This is a genomic window from Pseudomonas sp. R84, from assembly GCF_009834515.1.
Taxonomy (GTDB): domain Bacteria; phylum Pseudomonadota; class Gammaproteobacteria; order Pseudomonadales; family Pseudomonadaceae; genus Aquipseudomonas.
Map to the genome: position 1 here is coordinate 2,518,555 of NZ_CP019426.1, position 21,653 is coordinate 2,540,207.

At 58.7% G+C, this 21,653-nt stretch carries 22 protein-coding genes; 12 read left to right on the forward strand and 10 right to left on the reverse strand.

The window, feature by feature from the left end:
• Window positions 1-184: 184 nt before the first annotated feature.
• The 4 genes from PspR84_RS11280 (at window position 185) to PspR84_RS11295 (ending at window position 3,621) form a co-directional block, all read left to right on the forward strand.
• Window positions 185-1,681, forward strand: coding sequence for a helix-turn-helix transcriptional regulator (locus tag PspR84_RS11280; protein WP_160057306.1), 1,497 nt, complete (start codon window positions 185-187; stop codon window positions 1,679-1,681).
• Between the two features lie 137 nt (window positions 1,682-1,818).
• Window positions 1,819-2,076, forward strand: a complete 258-nt coding sequence (locus PspR84_RS11285) for a DUF1652 domain-containing protein (RefSeq protein WP_160057307.1) — start codon at window positions 1,819-1,821, stop codon at window positions 2,074-2,076.
• A 697-nt stretch (window positions 2,077-2,773) separates the two neighbouring features.
• Window positions 2,774-2,986 (forward strand): hypothetical protein, encoded by a 213-nt coding sequence (locus PspR84_RS11290; RefSeq protein ID WP_160057308.1) that lies wholly within the window; start codon window positions 2,774-2,776, stop codon window positions 2,984-2,986.
• Window positions 2,971-3,621: a trimeric intracellular cation channel family protein gene (locus PspR84_RS11295; protein ID WP_238785257.1), complete on the forward strand. Its 651-nt coding sequence runs from the start codon at window positions 2,971-2,973 to the stop codon at window positions 3,619-3,621. The genes PspR84_RS11290 and PspR84_RS11295 overlap by 16 nt, the downstream gene beginning before the upstream one ends.
• A 118-nt stretch (window positions 3,622-3,739) precedes the next feature.
• On the opposite strand, the gene PspR84_RS11300 is transcribed toward PspR84_RS11295, so the two are convergent.
• The 7 genes from PspR84_RS11300 to PspR84_RS11330 form a co-directional block, all read right to left on the reverse strand.
• On the reverse strand, window positions 3,740-4,507 hold the full coding sequence (locus PspR84_RS11300; RefSeq protein ID WP_034152479.1) for an SDR family oxidoreductase: 768 nt from the start codon (window positions 4,505-4,507) through the stop codon (window positions 3,740-3,742).
• Window positions 4,508-4,529: 22 nt separating this feature from the next.
• A complete protein-coding gene (locus PspR84_RS11305; protein ID WP_160057309.1) occupies window positions 4,530-5,597 on the reverse strand; it encodes a phosphotransferase family protein in 1,068 nt (355 codons plus the stop codon).
• Between the two features lie 190 nt (window positions 5,598-5,787).
• Window positions 5,788-6,756, reverse strand: coding sequence for a 2-hydroxyacid dehydrogenase (locus PspR84_RS11310; protein WP_160057310.1), 969 nt, complete (start codon window positions 6,754-6,756; stop codon window positions 5,788-5,790).
• A 172-nt stretch (window positions 6,757-6,928) separates the two neighbouring features.
• Window positions 6,929-7,357 (reverse strand): hypothetical protein, encoded by a 429-nt coding sequence (locus PspR84_RS11315; RefSeq protein WP_160057311.1) that lies wholly within the window; start codon window positions 7,355-7,357, stop codon window positions 6,929-6,931.
• Window positions 7,357-7,848: a DUF4822 domain-containing protein gene (locus PspR84_RS11320; RefSeq protein WP_160057312.1), complete on the reverse strand. Its 492-nt coding sequence runs from the start codon at window positions 7,846-7,848 to the stop codon at window positions 7,357-7,359. The genes PspR84_RS11315 and PspR84_RS11320 overlap by 1 nt, the downstream gene beginning before the upstream one ends.
• A 357-nt stretch (window positions 7,849-8,205) precedes the next feature.
• Window positions 8,206-8,730: a cysteine hydrolase family protein gene (locus PspR84_RS11325; protein ID WP_160057313.1), complete on the reverse strand. Its 525-nt coding sequence runs from the start codon at window positions 8,728-8,730 to the stop codon at window positions 8,206-8,208.
• Between the two features lie 219 nt (window positions 8,731-8,949).
• Window positions 8,950-9,333: a tautomerase family protein gene (locus PspR84_RS11330; protein ID WP_160057314.1), complete on the reverse strand. Its 384-nt coding sequence runs from the start codon at window positions 9,331-9,333 to the stop codon at window positions 8,950-8,952.
• 251 nt (window positions 9,334-9,584) lie between these two features.
• Here PspR84_RS11330 and PspR84_RS11335 point away from each other — a divergent pair, with 251 nt between their 5' ends.
• The 4 genes from PspR84_RS11335 (at window position 9,585) to PspR84_RS11350 (ending at window position 13,275) form a co-directional block, all read left to right on the forward strand.
• Complete coding sequence (locus PspR84_RS11335) at window positions 9,585-9,779, forward strand: hypothetical protein (RefSeq protein ID WP_160057315.1); 195 nt, start codon at window positions 9,585-9,587, stop codon at window positions 9,777-9,779.
• 69 nt (window positions 9,780-9,848) lie between these two features.
• Entirely contained in the window at window positions 9,849-10,031 is a 183-nt protein-coding gene (locus PspR84_RS11340; protein ID WP_160057316.1) for a hypothetical protein, read from the forward strand.
• A gap of 233 nt (window positions 10,032-10,264) precedes the next feature.
• Entirely contained in the window at window positions 10,265-11,545 is a 1,281-nt protein-coding gene (locus PspR84_RS11345) for an HAAAP family serine/threonine permease (protein WP_160057317.1), read from the forward strand.
• An 80-nt stretch (window positions 11,546-11,625) separates the two neighbouring features.
• Entirely contained in the window at window positions 11,626-13,275 is a 1,650-nt protein-coding gene (locus tag PspR84_RS11350) for a SulP family inorganic anion transporter (RefSeq protein WP_160057318.1), read from the forward strand.
• 51 nt (window positions 13,276-13,326) lie between these two features.
• On the opposite strand, the gene acnB is transcribed toward PspR84_RS11350, so the two are convergent.
• The gene (gene acnB / locus PspR84_RS11355; protein WP_160060074.1) at window positions 13,327-15,936 is read right to left on the reverse strand and encodes a bifunctional aconitate hydratase 2/2-methylisocitrate dehydratase; all 2,610 of its coding nucleotides are present in this window, start codon (window positions 15,934-15,936) and stop codon (window positions 13,327-13,329) included.
• Between the two features lie 468 nt (window positions 15,937-16,404).
• Between acnB and PspR84_RS11360 the strand changes: the two genes are divergently transcribed.
• Window positions 16,405-16,875, forward strand: coding sequence for a DUF1289 domain-containing protein (locus tag PspR84_RS11360; protein WP_038366489.1), 471 nt, complete (start codon window positions 16,405-16,407; stop codon window positions 16,873-16,875).
• A 159-nt stretch (window positions 16,876-17,034) separates the two neighbouring features.
• On the opposite strand, the gene PspR84_RS11365 is transcribed toward PspR84_RS11360, so the two are convergent.
• Window positions 17,035-17,898 carry a universal stress protein gene (locus PspR84_RS11365; protein WP_160057319.1) on the reverse strand — a complete coding sequence of 288 codons (864 nt, stop codon included), beginning with the start codon at window positions 17,896-17,898 and terminating at the stop codon, window positions 17,035-17,037.
• A 159-nt stretch (window positions 17,899-18,057) separates the two neighbouring features.
• Between PspR84_RS11365 and miaE the strand changes: the two genes are divergently transcribed.
• The 3 genes from miaE (at window position 18,058) to PspR84_RS11380 (ending at window position 20,891) form a co-directional block, all read left to right on the forward strand.
• A complete protein-coding gene (gene miaE, locus PspR84_RS11370; protein ID WP_127926765.1) occupies window positions 18,058-18,666 on the forward strand; it encodes a tRNA isopentenyl-2-thiomethyl-A-37 hydroxylase MiaE in 609 nt (202 codons plus the stop codon).
• A gap of 230 nt (window positions 18,667-18,896) precedes the next feature.
• Window positions 18,897-19,604, forward strand: coding sequence for a winged helix-turn-helix domain-containing protein (locus tag PspR84_RS11375; RefSeq protein ID WP_160057320.1), 708 nt, complete (start codon window positions 18,897-18,899; stop codon window positions 19,602-19,604).
• Window positions 19,605-20,891, forward strand: coding sequence for an ATP-binding protein (locus PspR84_RS11380; RefSeq protein WP_160057321.1), 1,287 nt, complete (start codon window positions 19,605-19,607; stop codon window positions 20,889-20,891). It abuts the gene before it with no gap.
• Between the two features lie 164 nt (window positions 20,892-21,055).
• On the opposite strand, the gene PspR84_RS11385 is transcribed toward PspR84_RS11380, so the two are convergent.
• Window positions 21,056-21,544: a GFA family protein gene (locus PspR84_RS11385; RefSeq protein ID WP_160057322.1), complete on the reverse strand. Its 489-nt coding sequence runs from the start codon at window positions 21,542-21,544 to the stop codon at window positions 21,056-21,058.
• Window positions 21,545-21,653: the final 109 nt, after the last annotated feature.

Below are 21,653 nucleotides of genomic sequence, written 5' to 3' on the forward strand. Positions count from 1 at the left end.
CCCGGTGTTGCGGGCAGGGGCTCAATCCGATGAGGTATTAACTTTAGACGACAAAGCCGGAAGTCGCGAATGTGCCGCGAAGGCCTACAAAGGGATTTGTACCGTTGCGAACATTTATGCTCGGCACGATCAGAGGTCGCCGCGGTCGTACTCTTCACATGGGCGTATCACTTGTGGAGATCCAATGAGCCAGGAAGTCCTGACCACCGAAACCAACCGCCGCCAGTTGCAGCAGATTATCGCCGGGCTGTCCGACGGGGTGATTCTGCTGGAGCTGGATCAGAGAATTCTCTGGGCCAACGAAGCGGCCCTGGTCATGCACGGTGTCAAGCGGATCACCGATCTGGGCCACAATGCCGACGAATACGCCAAGAAATTCAACCTGCGCTATCGCAATAATCACTCGATCACCGCCGAAAACTATCCGATCAGCCGGGTAGCGCGCTGTGAGAGTTTCAATGACGTGTTGATTGAAGTGTCGCCGAGCGACGACCCCGAGCGCATCTGGGTGCACAGCGTGCGCAGCATGATTCTCACCGATCGCGAAGGGCAGCCCGAGTCGTTGGTGCTGATCATGAGCGACGTCACCGACTGGGCCAACGCCGAGCAACGCTTCGAAAGGACGTTCAACGCCAACCCGGCACCGGCGGTGATCTGCCGGCTCAGTGATCTGCGTTACATCAAGGTCAATTCGGGGTTTCTGGACATGACCGGGTACACCCGTGAGCAAGTGATTGGCACGTCCTCTTATGAAATCGATATTTTCGAGCAGGCCGAACACCGCGATCTGGCGATTCAGCGCCTGCGCGATGTCGCGACCATCCCGCAGATGCAGGCCGAATTGCGCCTGCCCGATGGCAGCAGCAAGCAGGTGATCGTGGCGGGCCAGCCGCTGACGCTCAACGATGAGGATTGCATGCTGTTCTCCTTTGTCGACATGGAGCTGCGGCACAAGGCGGAAGTGGCGTTGCGCCAGAGTGAGGAGCGTTTTGCCAAGGCGTTTCGCCTGACGCCGGTGCCGATCCTGATTTGCAGTGCCGACGAACAGCAGGTGATCGACGTCAATCAGGCCTTCCTCGAAACCCTGGCTTATGACAGCGAAGACGTGCTCGGCAAAACCGTGACGCAGCTGGATTTCATTGATGACAGCGGTGCGCGCACGCGGTTGCTGGCGGCGCTGGCGAAAAACGGGCGAGTCGATCGGGTGGATGTGCGGGTGCGCAGGAAGGATGCGGATCTGCTCGAATGTGCGCTGTCCGCCGACACCGTGAATATTCAGGACACACCGTGTTATTTGCTGGTGTTGATGGACATCACCGAGCGCAAGCGCACCGAGCTTGAACTGGTGGCGGCGATTGAGGAGGTGATGAAAGATGCTTCGTGGTTCAGTCGGACGCTGATCGAAAAACTGGCCAATGTGAAGAAGGTCAACTCGCCGCAATTGCCTACCGTTTCGTTTACCGATCTGACGGCGCGTGAACGTGATGTGCTGGGGCTGATCTGTGAAGGGCTGGCGGACAAGGAGATCGCGGCGCGGCTGAAACTCGCGCCGAACACGGTGCGTAATCATGTCGCCACGGTGTATTCCAAGCTGGATGTGCACAGTCGCAGTGAGGCGATTGTCTGGGCGCGGGAGCGTGGATTGTTCTCCGGGGAGTCGGGTGGCAAGGGTCAGCGATAGGGTGCAAATGCACTAGTGGGTCTGGTGCAATTTGAGGTGTTGGCGGGCGGCGGCTGTTCTTAGTCTGGTGGGGTGCGGTGCAAGCCTTTTGAGGTTTGTGGTCGCGTCCCTTCGAAGTTGGTAAAGGAACAGCTGCAATGATGAATCTTGCGCAGTTGCGCGCTCAGCTTGAACGCAGTTTTTCGCCGCTGGCGTGTGAGTGTCTGGTGGATGGTGATCATTCGCTTACCGTAAAGCTTTATCACCCGGTGTCGGGGCAGGTGGATCTGGTGATCAGTGGGTTGAAGCTTGATGGGTTGCGTTCGCCTGAGTCGGTCGAGGCGTTGGTTGAAGAGTTGCGGTATGAGCTTGAGAGCAATTCTTTGCGTTCGTCTCGGGATTCGGGTTTGGCTTAGGGCTTTTGAGCTTGGCGGCCTTTGGGCCGACCATGCTCTTGGGGGTTGGGGGGGATATCCGTTTCTTCGGGGGCTGCGGCTGGCGGTTCCGCTCTTACAGCGGGTCACTTTTTCAGACGCCAAAAAGTAACCAAAAGGCTGGGCCCCGGCGTTCGGCCCACTCGCTAAAGCTCGGGGTTCCTTCGTTCCGGGATCGATCCGGGGGCAGCGCCTACGGTTTGCTTCGCTGCACCTCCTCTCGCTGTGTTTGGCTTCGCCAAACGGTCGCTGCGCTCCCACCCCCGGATCAATCCCTCCACTCAGCCTGCCGAAGGGGCCAGCACGGCAAGATCAAGAGCTGCAGCCGAGCTAACGCTCATCCTGTTGAGTGGTTAGAAGCCGATGCGGTTTGCTTTTGCTTTTGCTTTTCTGTAGGAGTGAGCCTGCTCGCGATGGCGGCCTGACAGCCGACCAATATCTTCCAGATGTACATGATCCCTGTGGGAGTGAGCCTGCTCGCGAAGAGGCCTTGTCTGGCAAAGCACATTTCAAGTTGCCAATTCTCTCGAATCCGAACGCAAAATCGACAGCCACTTTCTCCCGATCCGGCCGATTCACTGGCGCTTGCAGGGCGCTCGGCTATAAAGAATGAGTGGTCAGGTCTTCCGTGGTCGGTTGGGTCGCGGGAGTTGCTCTTCCATTCATCGCGGGTCGTCCTATGAACAATCTTGGGAAACGCGTGTTGCCGTTGGTTTTTTTTACCGTTTTGCTGGCGGGTTGTGCCAGTCCACCGCCACCTCCACCGGTAGCGCCACCTCCGCCACCGGAACGTACTTGCCAGGTGCTCGAAAACACTGAAGTCGCCGGTGACGTGTACGCCGACGGGCAGGTGACTCGACACATCACCACCACCCGTTGCGTCACGCAGTAGCGCCGGCGGGGCGCAAGTCCCGGGTTGAGCGGATTGTGCTGGTGGCCGATCTGGCCGGTACGGCGGTGTTTGCCGTGGAAGGTGCGATTGCGGCGATGCGCAGTCAGCTCGACTTGCTCGGGGTGATGGTGATTGCGTTTATCGTCGCCCTCGGCGGCGGGGTTACTCGTGACTTGCTGATTGGTGCGACGCCACCCAATGCCGTGGCCGACTGGCGCTATCCGGCACTGGCGTTTTTCATGGGCGGGCTGGCGTTTGTCTTTCATGAGCAGGTGCTGGGCTGGTCCGGTTCAACCCTGATCGTGCTGGACGCTGCGGGGTTGGCGTTGTTTGCCGTGGCGGGTGCGCAGAAGGCGTTGAATTACGGCATTACGCCGTTTGTGGCGATGCTGATGGGCACGATCACCGGCGTTGGCGGCGGGGTGATTCGTGACATTGTGCTGGCGCGGATACCGGTGGTGTTGCAGGCGGATTTGTATGCGAGCTCGGCGTTTGTCGGTGCGGCGGTGTTGATCGTTGCGCGCAGGTTGGGCGTTTCACCGGTAGCGGCGGCGTTGCTGGCGGGGGCGGGGTGTTTGATGTTGCGTTTGCTGTCGGTGCATTTTGGCTGGCAGTTACCCAGAGTCATTGCCTGATACACAAATCCCTGTAGGAGCTGCCGAAGGCTGCGATCTTTTGACTTTGATTTATTCAGATCAAGATCAAAAGATCGCAGCCTTCGGCAGCTCCTACAAATTCGATTTCAGATCCGGATCAGGAAAGAAATCCACCGTCGACGTTGAGCGCAACCCCGGTGGTGTAGCTCGACGCATCACTGGCCAGGTACAACACCGCACCGGCCATTTCACTCGGATCCGCCACGCGCTTGAGTGGGATCTGCGTCAGCGCTTGCTTGAGAATCGCATCGTTCTTCACCAGCGCCGAGGCGAATTTGGTGTCGGTCAGGCCCGGCAGCAGGGCGTTGCAGCGGATGCCGAACTGCGCGCATTCCTTGGCAAACACTTTGGTCATGTTGATCACCGCCGCTTTGGTCACCGAGTAGATGCCCTGGAAGATCCCCGGCGAAATGCCGTTGATCGACGCGACGTTGATGATGCTGCCGCCACCGTTTTCGCGCATCAGCTTGCCGGCCTCGACCGACATGAAGAAGTAGCCGCGAATGTTCACGTCGACAGTCTTCTGGAACGCGCTCAGATCGGTGTCCAGCACGTTGCAGAATTGCGGGTTGGTCGCGGCATTGTTGACCAGAATGTCGAGGCGGCCGAACTGTTCCTTGATCCCGGCGAAGACCTGGCTGATCTGCTCCATTTCACCGATGTGGCAGGCCACGGCTGTTGCTTTGCCTCCAGCAGCGATGATCGCATCGGCGACGTGCTGGCAGCCGTCGAGTTTGCGGCTCGAGACGATCACGTGGGCGCCTTGCTGGGCCAACAGTTTGGCGATGGCTTCACCGATGCCACGGCTGGCGCCGGAAACGAAAGCGATCTTGCCGTCGAGGTCGAACAACTGAGTCTTGGACATAAGGGTTCCTGGGTGTGGGCCGTCAGAGGCTCGATTTCGCAATGACCTGCAAGCTCATCTGCTCCAGCAGTTTGTTCATGTGAATGAACTGCGCGAAGCGTTTGTCCTGGGTCTGGCCATGGTAGAAGCGGTAGTAGATCTGCTGCACGATGCCGGCCAGACGGAACAGGCCGTAGGTGTAGTAGAAGTCGAAATTGTCGATCTGGATGCCCGAACGCTCGGCGTAGTAATCGACGAACTCGCGGCGGGTGAGCATGCCCGGTGCGTGGCTCGGCTGGCGGCGCATCAGTTGCACCGGCGCCGGGTCCTCGGCCTGAATCCAATAGGCGAGGGTGTTGCCCAGGTCCATCAGCGGGTCGCCGAGGGTGGTCAGTTCCCAATCCAGAACACCAATGATCTGCATCGGATTCTGCGGATCGAGGATGACGTTGTCGAAGCGATAGTCGTTGTGGACGATGCTTGAAGTCGGGTGGTCGGCCGGCATCTTGTCGTTGAGCCAGGCTTTGACCTTTTCCCAGTGTGGCGCGTCGGGGGTCAGGGCTTTTTCGTAGCGTTCGCTCCAGCCTTTGATCTGGCGCGCGACGTAGCCCTCCGGTTTGCCCAGGTCGCCGAGGCCGCAGGCGTTGTAATCGACGCGGTGCAGTTCGACGAAGCGATCGATGAAGCTTTTGCACAGCGCTTCGGTTTTTGCCGAATCGAGGCCCAGTTCCGGCGGCAGTTCCGAGCGCAGGATGATCCCCTTGACCCGTTCCATCACATAAAACTCGGCGCCGATTACCGATTCGTCGGTGCAGTGCACGTAGGCTTTCGGGCAATACGGGAAGCCGTCACGCAATTGATTGAGGATGCGGAATTCGCGGCCCATGTCGTGGGCGGATTTGGCCTTGTGGCCGAACGGCGGACGGCGCAGGACGAATTCCTGTTCCGGGTATTCCAGCAGGTAGGTCAGGTTCGACGCACCGCCGGGGAACTGGCTGATCGCAGGTGTGCCGCTGAGGCCCGGAATGTGCGCCTTGAGGTACGGATCGATCAGGCTGGCATCGAGTTCTTCGCCAGAGCGGATACGGGTGGACTGGTCAGTAAGCGCCATGCTTATCCCTTCTGCTTATTTTGGAGGCCAGACATCATTGGCTAATCTAATGGCGCGCCCGATTGCTCACAAGCGCGGTACGGTCTTATAGGTTAGCGTGTTGCCGGATAATCAGCGTTCCGAATAAGCGCAGAAGCCCTATGCACAAGCCGCCGCAGGCTGCGGCGTTTCTGCAGCGGTCGGGTGTTGGTCAGTGCACGCGCTGGTTGTTGAGTTTCGGTGGAAGAGCGATGGGCGTCAGCACCGGTTCGCCGGAGAAGAATGCCACGAGGTTTTTGCCCACCAGTTCCACTGTGCCTTGCGTCGCTTCCGGTGACAGGCCTGCGACGTGTGGCGTCAGCAGCACGTTACTCAGGGTTTTCAGCGCATCGGGCACTTGCGGCTCGTGGTCGAACACATCCAGTGCCGCACCGGCAATTCGGCGTTGTTCAAGCGCCGTGATCAGATCCGTCGTGGCAATCACACTGGCGCGGGCGATGTTGACGATAAAGCCCTTCGGCCCGAGCGCATCCAGCACCGGACGAGTGACCAGATGCTGTGTGCCGATTCCGCCAGGCGTGGCAATGATCAGGAAGTCCGATGCCCGCGCCAGTTCGGTCGGCGTTGAGCAGAACGCATAAGGCACATCGCTGCGCACCTGGCGGCTGTGGTAGCTGATTTCCATGTCGAAGCCGAGATTGGCGCGTTTGGCGATCGCCATGCCCACGGCGCCCAGCCCGAGAATCCCCAAGCGTTTGCCCGCCAGTGACGGGCGCATGATCTTCGGCCATTCACCCCGGCGTACGGCGGCGTCGCAACGCGGGATATCGCGTACCAGTGCCAACAACATTGCCATCGCATGGTCGGCCACCGACGAGGCGTTGACGCCGGCGCCGTTGGTGACGGTAATGCCACGGTTGCTGGCGGCTTGCAGGTCGACCTGTTCGTAACCGGCGCCGATGACGGTAATGATCTTCAGCGCGGGCAGGGCGGCGATTTCATCGGTAGTCAGGCCCAGCGGGCCACGGGTCAGCACTGCGTCGATGCGGCTGCCTTGGGTGGCAATGGCCTGCGCACGTTCGGCGGGCGTGGGAGCGAGGATCAGGTGAAAGCCCTGATGTTCGAGAATCGGTAAATAGTCATTGATGGTTTCAACCAGTACCAGAACGGTTGCGGGCATTGCGCGGCTCCTGTGATCGGCGGCGGGTTGGTCGCGAAAGTCGTTTCAGAGTGCTGAATCCGCAGCGGCTTGGCAATCATTGTCATTCACGCAGTGGTGCTTTTGATTCTGGACGGCTTCGGGCAAGAAGCAAGGGGAGGCAGCACACCGGTGATCCGCTGTGCTGTCGGCATCATTGGGCCGCTTGGGCTTTGGATTGTTCAGCCAGGGCAATCGGCTTGAAATCGTAGGTCGGATAAAACTCGGTTCGGTAACTGCCCCACGCGGTGTTTTCCAGGGCGAGGTTCACTTCTGCCAGTCTGGAGGCGGGAAAGCGCACGGTCACCACCTGGCCAATGCCCATCATGATGTTCCAGCTCACCACTTCGACCCCGGCGGGAGGAAAGGTTTTGTAAAAGCCTTGTTGCGTCAGCTGGGCTTTGAGCTCGTTCAACGGACGGGTCTGATCATGTTTGAGAAACACGGTCAGCATCATGGCGTTGTCGGCCGTGGCAACTGCATTTTTGGCGGGTTGGGCGGCGGCTTGCGCGTTGACACCGGCGCAATATACCGATGAGACAACTAACGTGGAAATCAGCAGGGTTTTAAGTGACTTTTGCATCATCGACTCCTGGCTTTATTGTTGATGGCGGACTTTGTTTCAATAGTTCCGGTATACGGTGCATGAACGACATGAATGCGCACCAGCGAGTTGTTTTCCATCATGTCGCGAGGGACTTCCCGAGAATAAGTGAATTCAACGCTGTTCATTGTTTCCAGCTGCCTGACAATCGTTTTGGTGGGGCCGATATCAGGCACCAGTACGTGCTGTTTTTGATCGCCGGTGACAAAGAAGTAACCTCCACCACCCTTGCTGTACTTTGACTCGCCTGTGTCGGCGTAAAAGAACTCATAGCGATTACGCTCGGGATCCCACGTCGATATCCCCACGACATCGGGATACTTTGCTTTAACGTCGGTTTCAGGGGCACCGTCGATATATACCCGGGTTGTCAGCCAGCGGGGCGAGGAAGCCAGTTCGCGGACGTCAGCGCTGGCGGGCGAGGAGAACAGTACGGCCAACAACAGGCCGGTCATCAGGTTCTTTTGCATGCGGTGATCCTCTTGAAAAACTTTAAAGATCGCTTGCTATTGGTTGTTTGAACTCACGGCGTGAAAAATATAGACCCGCTGTGGAGGGATATTCAATGGCTGCGTAGTTGCTTGTAACAAATGCCTGTTGTTTGGTTTCTGGTCGTGTTTTGTTGCAGGTTTTTTCGGTGTTATTAGTTGTAGGAAAATTCTGAGTATTGGGTGTGTGATGAGCTTGTTTGTTGGCGAGTTCTGTCATTAATGTCGCGATTAATGTTAATGACCTACACGGTGTTGTAGGACGGGGAATAGGGTTACAAATTCCTGATTGACGCAACTGCAGTCAATGAAGTTGCGTCGATTTCAAGAGGCGCTTTTTCAGAACGTCACTTGCGCGCTGTCGATTAACCGCGCGAAGGCGCCGCCGAGGGTTGCGTTGTGATGCTCGATGATCGCTGCGGCCGGTAGCGCAGCAGTGTCCATGCAAGTGTGAGCATCAACGACCAGCAGTGGCTTGAAGCCGAGGTCGGCGGCGGCGCGGCAGGTGCTGTCGATGCAGAACTGGCTTTTCATGCCAACGATATAAAGGTCATCGACTTGCGCGGATTCGAGTTGCCGAGCCAATTGAGTGCCATGGAAGGCATTCGGCCGGGATTTGTCGAAGAGGGTGTCGAGATCAGCGTCCAGTTCAAGCGCTGGCAGCAATTGCCAGAATGGGCTGCCAGCGGCAATCGGTGAGTCTTCCGGGCCGGTGTGGCGAACGGCGAAGATTGGCACTTGACTGGCGCGTGCCTGAGCGATCAGGCGCTGGATGTTGGCCAGAATCCGTTCGCCGTCGCAGGGCTTTTCCGGGCCGTGGAACAGGCCGACCTGCATATCGATGATCAACAGTGCTGCGGGCATGGTGCTTCTCCTTGAGTGCTGCAGATGCCGCACGGACGGGAGAAACAACAAGGCCCCGTCCATTGCTGGCGGGGCCCTGGGTTTGCTGCGCTGGGTTTACCTCAAGCACAAACACCACGGCCCGCCGGTGGCGGTCGTGGTGGTGCGGGTGCGTTGCAGCGCGCGAATGTTCATGGAACCGATCATGCTGGCACCGATGCCGGGCTGTCAATCACCCGCTCAAGTGACGTATTGCGCAACGCCGTTACCGAATGACCAGTTCTCTTTTTTCACCTCCACCAGATTGATGAAGACGTCTTCCAGGCGCACCGCCAGTTGGGTGTGCAGGCTTTCGGCGATGGTTTTGAACAGCAACTGTTTCTTCTCTACCGAGCGCCCTTCGCTGATGGTGATCTGAATGAACACCACGCCGTCGCTGCGCTGGATTCCCAGATACTGCGGGTCGTAGACGAAGTGCTGGCCATCGTGCTCGGTGAGGATCTGGAAGTTGTCGTGCTCCGGCACATCGATACAACTGCGCAGGGCGGAATAGATCTGCTCACCGATGCGTTTGGCGAAAGTTGGGTCGGGGTTTTGTTTGATGTCGACGCGAACGAGGGGCATGGGCAGAGACTCCGGTGGGAGGGGACTCATTCACGCTAGAACATATCAACCAGATTGAAAGTATGGGGTGATGACCTCGTTGCTGTTTTTGTATGAGGCTACCTACGAAACTCGCGGATTTTACTTACGCATTTGGCAGAGCCATCTGCTATCGGGCAGACGGTTAACGCGAAATCATGGGGCAGCAATGGGAGGTGGTCCAGGATGGAAAAGCTTCCCGAGCGTTAACTGTCAGCAGCCAAGGAAGGTTCATGCATCTTGATGACTACAAAAATGTGGAGATCGAAAGGCTACAAACGGAAACCCAAAAGCTCGGCGCGGAGAGGCGCAAGCTCTTGGCGGAGGAAGCAAAACTGAAACCTGAGACTTTTTTGTATCCCCTTGTGGTGGGGGCTGGGGCATTAACTGCAATTGCCACCGCCGTTGGGCTTTATCTGAAGCTGTAAGAGAGCGCAGCAGGTTGCCGTTGCGCATGCGTGTTGATTCAGAGCACCAAAAAAAGGGAAGGGGGCAGTATGAGCACAGAGGAAAGCAGAGCCAGGATAGACCGACTGTATCAAGAGGAGTTTGAGTTCAGAGAAGCCATGAAGCCCTTTCGCAAAGCCGAAAGGCGTGAAACGGTTTTGCTGTTTGGCCTTGGAATGCTGATGGGTGCGGTGGGGATCGCTTTCGTGATGGTGTTGGCTCGAGCCCTCTGAATACCCTTGCATGTGCCTGTTAACGACATCATGAATACCTGTTTACGACAGATAATTTCCCGAAAACGACACCAAACGGATCTGCTCCGCACAACCATTCCTCAGCTAAGTCTTTGCTTCTGCTCATTTATCGCGGAGAATCGCGCCCCTGTTTCGGCCGGAGCATGTCTGTCGGTTTTTTCCGACGCGTCCTGACCGAGTGGCAAGTGACCGGAATGCGGAGATCCGACCGGATGAATGATCAGGCCAATAGCGTCGAAGAGCGCTTTGATGCAGCAGCACCCGCTGAACTTTCGAGCTGGAATCGCCAGGACACCACCTGGATGTTGGGACTGTTCGGGACGGCCATCGGCGCCGGCACCCTGTTTCTGCCGATCAACGCAGGTCTGGGTGGCTTCTGGCCGCTGGTGGTCCTCGCGCTGCTGGCGTTCCCGATGACCTTCTACGCGCACCGTGGCCTGACCCGTTTCGTACTTTCCGGTCGCGAAGGCGCCGACATCACGGAAGTGGTCGAGCAGCATTTCGGCATCAAGGCCGGTGCGCTGATCACCTTGCTGTACTTCTTCGCCATTTTCCCGATCCTGCTGATCTACAGTGTTGGCCTGACCAACACGGTCGCCAGTTTCCTCGAACACCAACTGCACATCACACCGCCACCGCGCGCGCTGCTGTCGTTCGTGTTGATCCTCGGTCTGCTGGCCGTGGTGCGCTGCGGTGAGCAGGCGATCGTCAAGGCGATGAGCCTGATGGTTTACCCGTTTATCGTCGCGTTGCTGTTCCTCGCGGTGTACCTGATTCCGCACTGGAACGGCGGCATCCTTGCTACCGCTTCGCACGTGCCAGCGCCGTCGGCGTTGCTGCACACACTGTGGCTGGCGATTCCGGTGATGGTGTTCTCGTTCAACCATTCGCCGATCATCTCGGCGTTTGCGGTCGATCAGAAGCGTCGTTATGGCGTCCACGCTGAAGAGCGCAGCTCGCAGATCCTGTCCCGCGCGCACCTGCTGATGGTGGCGATGGTGCTGTTCTTCGTCTTCAGCTGCGTGCTGACCCTGACGCCGGAGCAACTGGCGGAAGCCAAGGCGCAGAACCTGTCGATCCTGTCGTACCTGGCCAACCATTTCAGCAATCCGACCATCGCCTTCGCGGCGCCGTTGATTGCGTTTGTGGCGATCTCCAAGTCGTTCCTCGGTCACTACATCGGCGCCAGCGAAGGTCTCAAAGGCCTGATCATCAAAAGCGGCAAACGTCCGGGCGCCAAGGCGCTGGATCGCATCGTGGCGGCGTTCATGCTGGTGGTGTGCTGGATCGTGGCGACCCTGAACCCAAGCATTCTGGGCATGATCGAAACCATCGGCGGCCCGGTGATCGCAGCGATTCTGTTCCTGATGCCGATGTACGCCATCCGTAAGGTGCCGGCGATGGCGCGTTATCGTGGTCAGGCGTCTAACGTGTTTGTCACCGCAGTAGGTCTGGTGGCGATTTCGGCGCTGATTTATTCGCTGACCGCGTAAGCCACAACTCCAGATACTCAGCTACAGTGGCCGCTGCATACGGTGTATGCAGCGGCTTTTTTTCGTCTGGAGACAGTGGATTGTCGAGCGCCCCGCAACCTGAACCACCCAATCGCTGGCAGGATGTGCTGGCCGGCCTATCGATAGCCGGCCTCTTGCTGCCCGAAGCGGTGGCGTATTCGACCATCGCCGCTCTGGCGCCACAGGCCGGGGTTATCGCCCTGTTTGCCGGGCTGTTGTGTTACGGGGTGTTCGGCACCAGTCGTTTTGCGATTGTCTCGGCCACTTCCTCTTCGGCCGCCGTGTTGGCTGCGGCAACGGCGACCCTGGCCAATGGAGACCCGCAGTTGCGCTCAACGTTGGCGGTTGGCCTGGTCTTGGTCACGGGCGTGTTGTTTTTGCTGGCCGGGGCCTTTCGTCTGGGCAGTGTCACGTCCTTCATCGCCAAACCGGTTTTGCGTGGATTCGCCTTCGGTCTGGCGCTGACGATCATTCTCAAGCAGGTCGCCAGTGTGGTCGGCGTGCATCTGACCGACGCCAATCTGGTGCGCTTCGCCCCGCAACTGCTTGAGCAACTGCCGCAATGGAACTGGCCGGCCGCAGGTGTCGCTGCCGTTGCGCTGGTATTGCTCGGGCTGTTTTCACGATTCCCTCGTCTACCCGGTGGCTTGCTGGTGGTAATGATCGGCATCGCCGCCGGGCAATGGCTGAACCTGCCAGCGCATGGTGTGAAGATGATCGGCATTATCGACCTCAGCCTGGACGTCCCCAACCTGCCGGCGCTGCCGTTCGCCGACTGGCTACGACTGGGGGAGGTGGGGTTTGCGTTGGTGATGATTCTGTATGCGGAGTCTTACGGATCGATCAGTTCCTATGCGCTCAAGCATGGCGACCGCGTCACCTCAAACCGTGATCTGTTGGCGCTGGGAGCGTCGAACCTGCTCTCCGGGTTGTTTCATGGCATGCCGGCAGGGGCTGGGTACTCGGCGACCTCGGCAAATGAAGCCGCAGGGGCGACGTCTCGCTGGGCCGGCGGGGTAGCCGCGTTGGTGGTGTTGATCATCGTGTTGACGGTGTTGCCGTGGATTGCCCTGACGCCGGAGCCGGTTCTTGCCGCGATTGTCATGCATGCGTTGGGTCGCGGTTTGAGTTTGCAGCCGCTGGGCCGCTACTTCATCTGGCGCCGGGATCGTGTGCTGGTTATCTGTGCGGTCTCGGCCGTTTTGATGTTGGGCGTGCTGGACGGCTTGCTGGTCTCGGTGGCGATCAGTGTGCTGTTGATGCTCAAGCAGATGTCGGCAGCGGACATTCAAGTGTTGGGACGGATTGATGGCGGGCACGATTTTGTCGATGTGCAGCGTCATCCCATTGCGCAAACGGAACCCGGCGTACTGATCATTCGACCGAGTGAAGCGTTGTTTTTTGCCAACGTTGAACGAATTCTGGGGGCGGCGTTACGGCTGATCCGCCATGCAGAGGTGCCGGTGCACACGGTGATTCTGAGTCTTGAGGAGACGCCTGACCTGGATGGCACCAGTATTGAGGCGATGCAGGAGTTTTTCCTGCGGGTGCATCAGGAAGGCAAGCGATTGATTCTGGCGCGGCTCAAGCATGAAGCGCTGACGGTGTTGGACGCATTGCCTGAAGTGCAGGCCAGCGGTGTGATCCTCAGCGGTTTGAGCGTCGATGGCGCCGTGCAGAAAGCCCTCAAACCAGACCCCAAGGCATAAAAAAACGCCGCTCATCTCACGATGGGCGGCGTTTTTCATTGCGTTGCAACGTTAGGCTTGAACGACCGGGATGTTGGCGTTCGCAGCAGCTTCACGGAACTCGGCGATCTGGTCGAAGGACAGATAGCGGTAGATATCGGCCGCCATGCTGTCGATCTTGCCAGCGTATTCCATGTACTCCTCGACGGTCGGCAGGCGACCCAGGATCGAAGCCACGGACGCCAGCTCGGCCGAAGCCAGGTAGACGTTCGCGCCGTCGCCCAGACGGTTCGGGAAGTTACGGGTCGACGTCGACACCACGGTGCTGTTCGGCTCTACACGTGCCTGGTTACCCATGCACAGCGAGCAGCCTGGCATTTCCATGCGTGCGCCAGCCTTGCCGTAGATGCCGTAGTAGCCTTCTTCGGTCAGTTGGTGAGCGTCCATCTTGGTCGGCGGCGACAGCCACAGACGGGTTGGCAGCTGACCCTTGACCTGATCCAGCAGCTTACCGGCAGCGCGGAAGTGACCGATGTTGGTCATGCACGAACCGATGAACACTTCGTCGATCTTCTCGCCAGCAACGCTGGACAGCAGACGGGCGTCGTCCGGATCGTTCGGCGCGCACAGTACCGGCTCGTTGATGTCGGCCAGATCGATTTCGATGACTTCGGCGTATTCGGCGTCGGCATCGGCTTCCATCAGTTCCGGGTTGGCAACCCAGGCTTCCATCGCTTGAGCGCGACGTTCCAGAGTACGTGCATCGCCGTAGCCTTCACCGATCATCCAGCGCAGCAGGGTGATGTTGGAGTTCAGGTACTCGGTGATCGACTCTTTCGACAGCTTGATGGTGCAACCGGCAGCCGAACGTTCGGCCGAGGCGTCGGACAGTTCGAACGCCTGCTCCAGGGTCAGACCTTCCAGACCTTCGATTTCCAGGATGCGGCCGGAGAAGGCGTTTTTCTTGCCTTTCTTCTCGACGGTCAGCAGACCGTTCTGGATGGCGAAGTAAGGAATGGCATGAACCAGGTCACGCAGGGTGATGCCAGGCTTCATTTTGCCTTTGAAACGCACCAGAATCGATTCCGGCATGTCCAGCGGCATAACGCCGGTGGCAGCGGCAAACGCAACCAGACCGGAACCGGCCGGGAACGAAATGCCCATCGGGAAACGGGTGTGCGAGTCACCACCGGTACCGACGGTGTCTGGCAGCAGCATGCGGTTCAGCCACGAGTGGATGATGCCGTCGCCCGGACGCAGGGAAACGCCGCCGCGGGTCATGATGAAGTCAGGCAGGGTATGGTGGGTGGTCACGTCGATCGGCTTTGGATACGCCGCGGTGTGGCAGAACGACTGCATCACCAGATCAGCGGAGAAGCCCAGGCACGCCAGGTCTTTCAGTTCGTCACGGGTCATTGGACCGGTGGTGTCCTGAGAACCTACGGTGGTCATCTTCGGTTCGCAGTAGGTGCCAGGACGGATGCCTTTGCCTTCTGCCAGACCGCAAGCCTTGCCGACCATTTTCTGCGCCAGGGTGTAACCCTTGGTGCTTTCGATCGGTGCATCAGGCTTCTTGAACAGGTCGAACGGTGGCAGACCCAGTTCGGCGCGAGCCTTCTCGGTCAGGCCACGGCCGATGATCAGCGGGATACGGCCGCCGGCACGGACTTCGTCCAACAGCACCGGCGTCTTCATTTCGAAGGTGGTCAGGACTTCGTCGGTGCCGTGTTTGCAGACTTTGCCAGCATGCGGGTACAGGTCGATCACGTCGCCCATGTTCATGTTGGAAACGTCGAACTCGATTGGCAGTGCGCCGGCATCTTCCATGGTGTTGTAGAAGATCGGAGCGATTTTGCTGCCGAAGCAGAAACCGCCAGCACGCTTGTTCGGCACGTAAGGAACGTCGTCGCCGAAGAACCACAGCACCGAGTTGGTGGCCGATTTACGCGAGGAACCGGTACCGACCACGTCACCGACGTAGGCGATCGGGAAGCCTTGACCGCGCATTTCTTCGATCTGCTTCATCGGGCCGATGGCGCCCTGCTGATCAGGAACGATGCCGTCACGGGCCATTTTCAGCATGGCCAGGGCGTGCAGCGGGATGTCTGGACGCGACCAGGCATCTGGAGCAGGGGACAGGTCGTCGGTGTTGGTTTCGCCGGTGACCTTGAATACGCGCAGGCTGATCTTGTCTTCCAGCGTTGGGCGGTTCTTGAACCACTCGCCGTCAGCCCAGGATTGCAGCACGGCTTTAGCGTGAGCATTGCCGTTCTTGGCTTTTTCCGCGACGTCGTGGAACGCATCGAACATCAGCAGGGTGTGCTTGAGTTGCGCGGCGGCGACTGGCGCCAGTTCGGCGTCGTCGAGCAGGTCAACCAGAGTGACGATGTTGTAGCCGCCCTGCATGGTGCCGAGCAGTTCTACAGCGCGCTTTTTGTCCAGCAGAGGGGAGGAAACTTCGCCCTTGGCCAGTGCAGACAGGAAACCGGCTTTAACGTAAGCCGCTTCGTCCACGCCTGGTGGAATGCGATTGGTGATCAGGTCAACGAGGAATTCTTCTTCGCCAGCCGGAGGGTTTTTCAGCAGCTCGACCAGGCCTGCTGTTTGTTCGGCGTTAAGCGGCTGGGGAACGATACCCAGGGCTGCACGCTCTTCGATATGTTTGCGGTAGGCTTCAAGCACAGTTATTACCCTCATCAGTGGTCCCAAATGGGTGTCCGGGACGCTCATCCCGAAATTGCCGTACTCATGCTCCTCACGACGTTGTGGGTCGTTCGGCCAGAATTACCGGCAATTCCTTACAGAAGCTGCTTTCAAAGTTTTACGCCTGCAGAACGGGGAACTGATGAGGGTTGGCGCTGGATTTTTCCCCGCTGGAAAAATCCCTCGCCAACACCGCTCTGAAGGAACGACTGTGCTCGTGACGCTTTGAAAACAGCTTCTAACGGACATTGGCGCCTTAAAAGGCTGGCTGATTCTACGGCAAAAAAAATTTAAAGGTAAGTCGGGCACTATTGGACTTTCGTGGCAATGCGCGTGTCTGGGTCAAACGCGCGGTGCGACTGAGACCCTGATGTTTGAGGGGTGATCAATGCCCGACAAAGGGCTAACATGCCGACCTGTTCCGCGTTTCAGTGTTTTGCCTATCTTATGCCCAATCAGACCATCAAGACCCCCTGCGTCGGCCTCTGCTCCACTGTTTACGGTGATCTGGTGTGCCGTGGCTGCAAGCGTTTCCACCACGAAGTGATCCACTGGAATGGGTACAACGAGGAGGAAAAGCGCGCGGTGTGGTTGCGTCTGGAGCAATTGCTGTCACAAGTGATGGCAGGCAAGGTCGAGATTTTCGATTCGGCGCGCCTGCGCGAGCAACTGGAGCAGCGCAAGATCCGCTTCGTGCCGCATCAGTCGGAATATTGCTGGGCGTATCAGCTGATTGCTCGCGGTGCGCGGGTGATCATTAATCTGGAAGCCTACGGAATGGTGTTGCTGCCGGAGTTTCGCGACTGGAACCTGCCGGAACTGCGCGATGCCATTGATCGGGAATTCTTCCTGCTGTCGGAAGCGCATTATCAGCGCTACATCGCCCCGGGCTTTTTGAAAGACGCTTTCGGCGCCTAGAAGCTTCGCGAGCAGGCTCGCCCCACATTTGGAATGCGTACCCCTGTAGGAGTGAGCCTGCTCGCGATGGGGCCGGTACATTCAACATAGTCTTCGGCCAATACACCGCCATCGCGAGCAGGCTCACTCCTACAGGGATCGCATTTCAAATGTGGCTGTTCAGTGTTTCACCGCCAACTCCACCAGATGATCCTCAACCTCCTGCGGTTTGAGCACCAGCACATCGCTCTCCAGTGCATCCAGCACAACTTCCGCCGTATTCCCGATCAACGCCCCTGACAACCCGGTACGCGCCACCGTGCCAATCACGGTCACCGCTGCCTGCAGCTTGTGCGCCATGAACGGGATCAACACATCCGCCGGGCCTTCCTCGATGTGCAGGTGCTCGTCATCGACATCGAATTCCGCCTGAAACGCCCGGCATTGCTCGCGATAACGCGCCTCGATGGTTTCACTCAGTTGCAGCGTCGGGTCCGCTGCTGACAGCATCGGCGATGGATGCGCGGCGATCACATGCAAATGCGCTTTGGCCAGACTGGCAATGTCGTAGCCATGATCAATGATCGTTGTGTGCAGATGCCGGTGCTCACCATCGGCATTGCCCACGTCCACCGCCGCCAGAATCACCTTGTCCTTCCACGAACCGGCGGTTTTCACCAGCAACACCGGGGTAGGGCAGTGGCGCAATAGCTTCCAGTCCGCCGGGGTCAGCAGGGCTTTTTTCAACGAACTGTCAGGGAAATGCTGTTTGATCACCAACCCGCAACCTTCGGCCTGCTGCACATCGATGATGGTTTCGTGCAGGCTCTCGTTCCACGCCTGCTCGGTGGTCACGCTGTAGCCGTCGGCCAGCAGTGCGGCTTTGAGCACGCCGAGCATACCGGCGTGATCGTGCTTCTTGTCGCACACCAGCAGGTGCAGATGGGCCTGGGTCACGCCCGCGATCAACTTGGCGCGCTTGAGCGCCAGGCTTTCCGAATGTTCGGGTTCGATGACCACCAGAATGCTGCGAATGGCTTGCATGAGCGGAGTCTCCAGCAAAGAAAAGGCACGGCGTTGCACAACTATAGTTGCTGCTCGATCATGCGCGACTTGATGCATATCAACGCCAGCCGCTGGTGGTCTGCGGGCAGGCCGGTATAATCGGCGCCCTTCGCTCGAACACCTTTTACCGTGAGCCCCATGATCCTTCCCGAAATCCACGAATTCCTTGGCTGCCGCACCCCCGACGCCTGGGTTCAGGCGGCACTGGCCGATCAGGAAACCCTGCTGATCGACCACAAGAACTGCGAGTTCAAGGCTGCCAGCACCGCCCTGAGCCTGATTGCCAAGTACCATTCCCACGTCGACCTGATCAACATGATGTCGCGTCTGGCCCGGGAAGAACTGGTGCACCACGAGCAGGTCATGCGCATCATGAAACGGCGCAAGATCGAACTGCGCCAGCTCCACGCCGGTCGTTATGCCTCGGGCTTGCGCAAGGTCGTGCGCAGCCACGAGCCGGTGAAACTGGTGGATACGCTGGTGGTCGGCGCGTTTATCGAAGCGCGCAGTTGCGAGCGGTTCGAAGCGCTGGTGCCGCATCTGGACGAAGAACTCGGCAAGTTCTACTTTGGCCTGCTGAAAAGCGAGGCGCGGCATTTTCAGGGGTATTTGAAGCTGGCCTATCAGTACGGTGATGCGAAAGATATTGCCCAGGTCATCGACAAGGTCCGCGCCGCCGAGCAGGAACTGATCGAATCGCCGGATGAAGAGTTTCGCTTCCACAGCGGTGTGCCTGCCAACACTTAAAGATCAAAAGATCGCAGCCTTCGGCAGCTCCTACACTTGGAAATGCGTTTCCCTGTAGGAGCTGCCGAAGGCTGCGATCTTTTGCGTTTGAATGTTAAAAACTCTTAAGAGTATGAAACATCACCGAAAACCGGCCCCAGCGGCCGGTTTTTGCTGCCTGAAGCAAACGCCTTCAGCGCGATTGCCGCCATAATGCCGACCACTTCACACTTGGGTGGCAGACGGTCGTTATGGATAACCTGGGTTTTGGCAAAGTTCTGTTGGTGGAAGACGATGAGCGTCTGGCGGCGCTGATCGCGCACTTTCTCGAACAACACGGCTACGAGGTGCGCACCGTGCTGCGCGGCGACCTGGCCGTGGCTGCCTTTCTGGAATTCAAGCCGAAAGTCGTGGTGCTCGACCTGATGTTGCCGGGGCAGAGCGGTTTGCACGTGTGCCGCGAGATTCGCAGTGTATCGGACACGCCGATCGTGATTCTGACTGCCAAGGAGGACGATCTCGACCACATTCTCGGGCTGGAATCCGGCGCCGATGACTATGTGATCAAACCGATCAAGCCGCCGGTGTTGCTGGCCCGGCTGCGGGCGCTGCAACGGCGCCAGGTGCCGGATAGCAATGTCGTCAGTTTTCTGGAGTTCGGCCAGTTGAGCGTCGACCGCAGTTGTCGGGAAGTGCGGCTGGCGGGCGAGGTCATCGAAATGACCACCATGGAATTCGAGCTGCTGTGGTTGCTGGCCAGCGCGGCCGGCAAGGTGCTGTCGCGTGATGACATCCTCAATCGCATGCGCGGGATCGCCTTCGACGGGCTCAATCGCAGCGTCGACGTTTACATCAGCAAGTTGCGCAACAAACTCAAAGACAACCCCCGTGAGCCGATGTGCATCAAGACCGTGTGGGGCAAGGGTTATCTGTTCAATCCGTTCGCGTGGGAGCTGTAGATGCTGCGGTTATTTCTCGGGCTGTTTCTGGTCATGACAATTGGTCTGGTGCTGGCGTTGCAGACGGTCGAACGTACCTTTGATGCCTTGCTCGATTACCAGATGCAGGACTACAACCGTGAGGCCGTGCGCGGGCAGGCATGGACATTGGGCCAGCAGTTGTGTGACCTCGACGGCCCGGCCCGGGAAAAGCAGCTAGAAACGATCCGCCCGCATTACGGCTTGGGGCTGACGCTGGTCGACACTTCTGAACTCGCCCTGAGTGACGAGGAAAAGGCCGAACTGGCCAAAGGGTTGCTGGTGATCCGCGACAAGTACACCCAGTACATTTCGGCGATTGATGAGGGGCCGCAATTACTCAGTATTCGCTTGCCGGCCGAGCCGAGTCTGATGCCGTTCTACATCGCCGGCGCCTACCTGATGATTGCCGTGATGATCGGCATCGTCCTGTTTTTCTGGGTGCGTCCGCACTGGCGCGATCTGGAGAAACTGCGTCTGGCCGCCGAGCGTTTCGGCGACAACGATCTGTCGGTGCGCATCCAGTTGTCGAAGCGCTCGAACATCCGCGATCTGGCCGAGCACTTCAACCTGATGGCCGCACGCATCGAAGGCCTGATCGCCAACCAGCGTGAGCTGACCAACGCCGTCTCCCACGAACTGCGCACACCGATTGCGCGGCTGTCGTTTGAACTCGACCAGCTCAAACAGCAACCGGACGCCAGTCAGAACCGCGAGCTGATTGCCGACATGTACGCCGACCTCGGCGAACTCGAGGAAATGGTCTCGGAACTGCTGACCTACGCCAGCCTCGAGCGCGGTGCGACGGTAATCAAACGCGAAAACATTCAGGCTGCCAATTGGCTCGACAGTGTGGTTGGCAGCGTGGCGCTGGAGGCCGAAGCGGCGGGAGTGCAATTGCTGATCGGTGATTGCCGGCTCGACACCGTGCGTATCGAGCCGCGATTCATGGCGCGGGCGGTGATCAATCTGCTGCGCAACGCGATTCGTTACGCCGAGCAGCGAGTTGAGGTGACGCTGGTGCGCACCGGCGATTATTACGAAGTGCGGGTCAACGATGATGGGCCGGGCGTACCGGTGCATGGGCGGGAGAAGATCTTCGAACCGTTTTCGCGGCTGGATGCCAGCCGGGATCGGCGTACGGGTGGGTTTGGCTTGGGTTTGGCGTTGGTGCGCCGAGTGTCGCAGTCCCATGGCGGGCAGGTTGAAGTGGGCGATTCGGCTTGGGGTGGGGCGTCGTTCCGGATGACCTGGGCGCATCTGGATTGAATGCTGTTGCCTGCGCCGGCCCCTTCGCGAGCAGGCTCGCTCCCACAAATGGAATGCGTTCTTCTGTGGGAGCGAGCCTGCTCGCGAAAGCGTCGGGTCAGTCAGCATGGGTGTGTCTGATCCACCGCTATCGCGAGCAGGCTCGCTCCTACAGGGGGCACGGTTCAGCGGGTCAAGCCGAGACGTTCATGCCACTGGGCAATGGATTCTTCGGGGTAGACGTCGAACTGTTGGTCTTTGGTTTTGGCCTCGACTTCGACCCAGGGTGCTTTCGAACCGAGCATCAGATGTGTGTGCTCCGGCGGCACCGGCAAAGGCGTGTCGATGGCCGAGGCGAACGGGTGGATCAGCTCCGGCCATTCAGGGCTGAACAGCCACAAACCGCTGCCACACAGTGAGCAGAAATGGCGTTCGGCCGTGCTGCGATGGGCGCGCTTGTCGCCTTCGTCTTTCATCTTCGCGTGGTAAACGCTGATGTGTTTGCGCCCGCGCACTTTGAGACTGGTCGCGTCGCCGCCGAGGTTTATCGCATAACCGCCACCGCCCTGGGTCTTGCGGCAGATCGAGCAGTAGCAGCGTTGATAAGGGTAGGGGTGGGCGCTGGTGAGGCTGAATGTGACCTCGCCGCAATGGCAGGAGCCTTCGAGATGCATGGGAGCTCTCCGGTTTCTGAATGTGCGGTTGAGCCTAGAACATTCAGTGCGATGGCGGTCGGTGTGATTCGACGGGCGGGCGCAGCGTCTAGCCCCAGTGTCCCCGCAA

Bases quoted from the DNA above. Each gene is read 5' to 3' on its own strand.
- PspR84_RS11285 (WP_160057307.1), top strand. From the start codon at position 1,819: ATGATGAATCTTGCGCAGTTGCGCGCTCAGCTTGAACGCAGTTTTTCG.
- PspR84_RS11315 (WP_160057311.1), bottom strand. From the start codon at position 7,357: ATGCAAAAGTCACTTAAAACCCTGCTGATTTCCACGTTAGTTGTCTCA.
- PspR84_RS11345 (WP_160057317.1), top strand. From the start codon at position 10,265: ATGAATGATCAGGCCAATAGCGTCGAAGAGCGCTTTGATGCAGCAGCA.
- PspR84_RS11305 (WP_160057309.1), bottom strand. From the start codon at position 5,597: ATGGCGCTTACTGACCAGTCCACCCGTATCCGCTCTGGCGAAGAACTC.
- miaE (WP_127926765.1), top strand. From the start codon at position 18,058: ATGATCCTTCCCGAAATCCACGAATTCCTTGGCTGCCGCACCCCCGAC.
- PspR84_RS11375 (WP_160057320.1), top strand. From the start codon at position 18,897: ATGGATAACCTGGGTTTTGGCAAAGTTCTGTTGGTGGAAGACGATGAG.
- PspR84_RS11310 (WP_160057310.1), bottom strand. From the start codon at position 6,756: ATGCCCGCAACCGTTCTGGTACTGGTTGAAACCATCAATGACTATTTA.
- PspR84_RS11365 (WP_160057319.1), bottom strand. From the start codon at position 17,898: ATGCAAGCCATTCGCAGCATTCTGGTGGTCATCGAACCCGAACATTCG.
- PspR84_RS11325 (WP_160057313.1), bottom strand. From the start codon at position 8,730: ATGCCCGCAGCACTGTTGATCATCGATATGCAGGTCGGCCTGTTCCAC.
- PspR84_RS11335 (WP_160057315.1), top strand. From the start codon at position 9,585: ATGCATCTTGATGACTACAAAAATGTGGAGATCGAAAGGCTACAAACG.
- PspR84_RS11340 (WP_160057316.1), top strand. From the start codon at position 9,849: ATGAGCACAGAGGAAAGCAGAGCCAGGATAGACCGACTGTATCAAGAG.
- PspR84_RS11330 (WP_160057314.1), bottom strand. From the start codon at position 9,333: ATGCCCCTCGTTCGCGTCGACATCAAACAAAACCCCGACCCAACTTTC.
- PspR84_RS11320 (WP_160057312.1), bottom strand. From the start codon at position 7,848: ATGCAAAAGAACCTGATGACCGGCCTGTTGTTGGCCGTACTGTTCTCC.
- PspR84_RS11290 (WP_160057308.1), top strand. From the start codon at position 2,774: ATGAACAATCTTGGGAAACGCGTGTTGCCGTTGGTTTTTTTTACCGTT.
- PspR84_RS11280 (WP_160057306.1), top strand. From the start codon at position 185: ATGAGCCAGGAAGTCCTGACCACCGAAACCAACCGCCGCCAGTTGCAG.
- PspR84_RS11300 (WP_034152479.1), bottom strand. From the start codon at position 4,507: ATGTCCAAGACTCAGTTGTTCGACCTCGACGGCAAGATCGCTTTCGTT.
- PspR84_RS11380 (WP_160057321.1), top strand. From the start codon at position 19,605: ATGCTGCGGTTATTTCTCGGGCTGTTTCTGGTCATGACAATTGGTCTG.
- PspR84_RS11385 (WP_160057322.1), bottom strand. From the start codon at position 21,544: ATGCATCTCGAAGGCTCCTGCCATTGCGGCGAGGTCACATTCAGCCTC.
- PspR84_RS11360 (WP_038366489.1), top strand. From the start codon at position 16,405: ATGCCCAATCAGACCATCAAGACCCCCTGCGTCGGCCTCTGCTCCACT.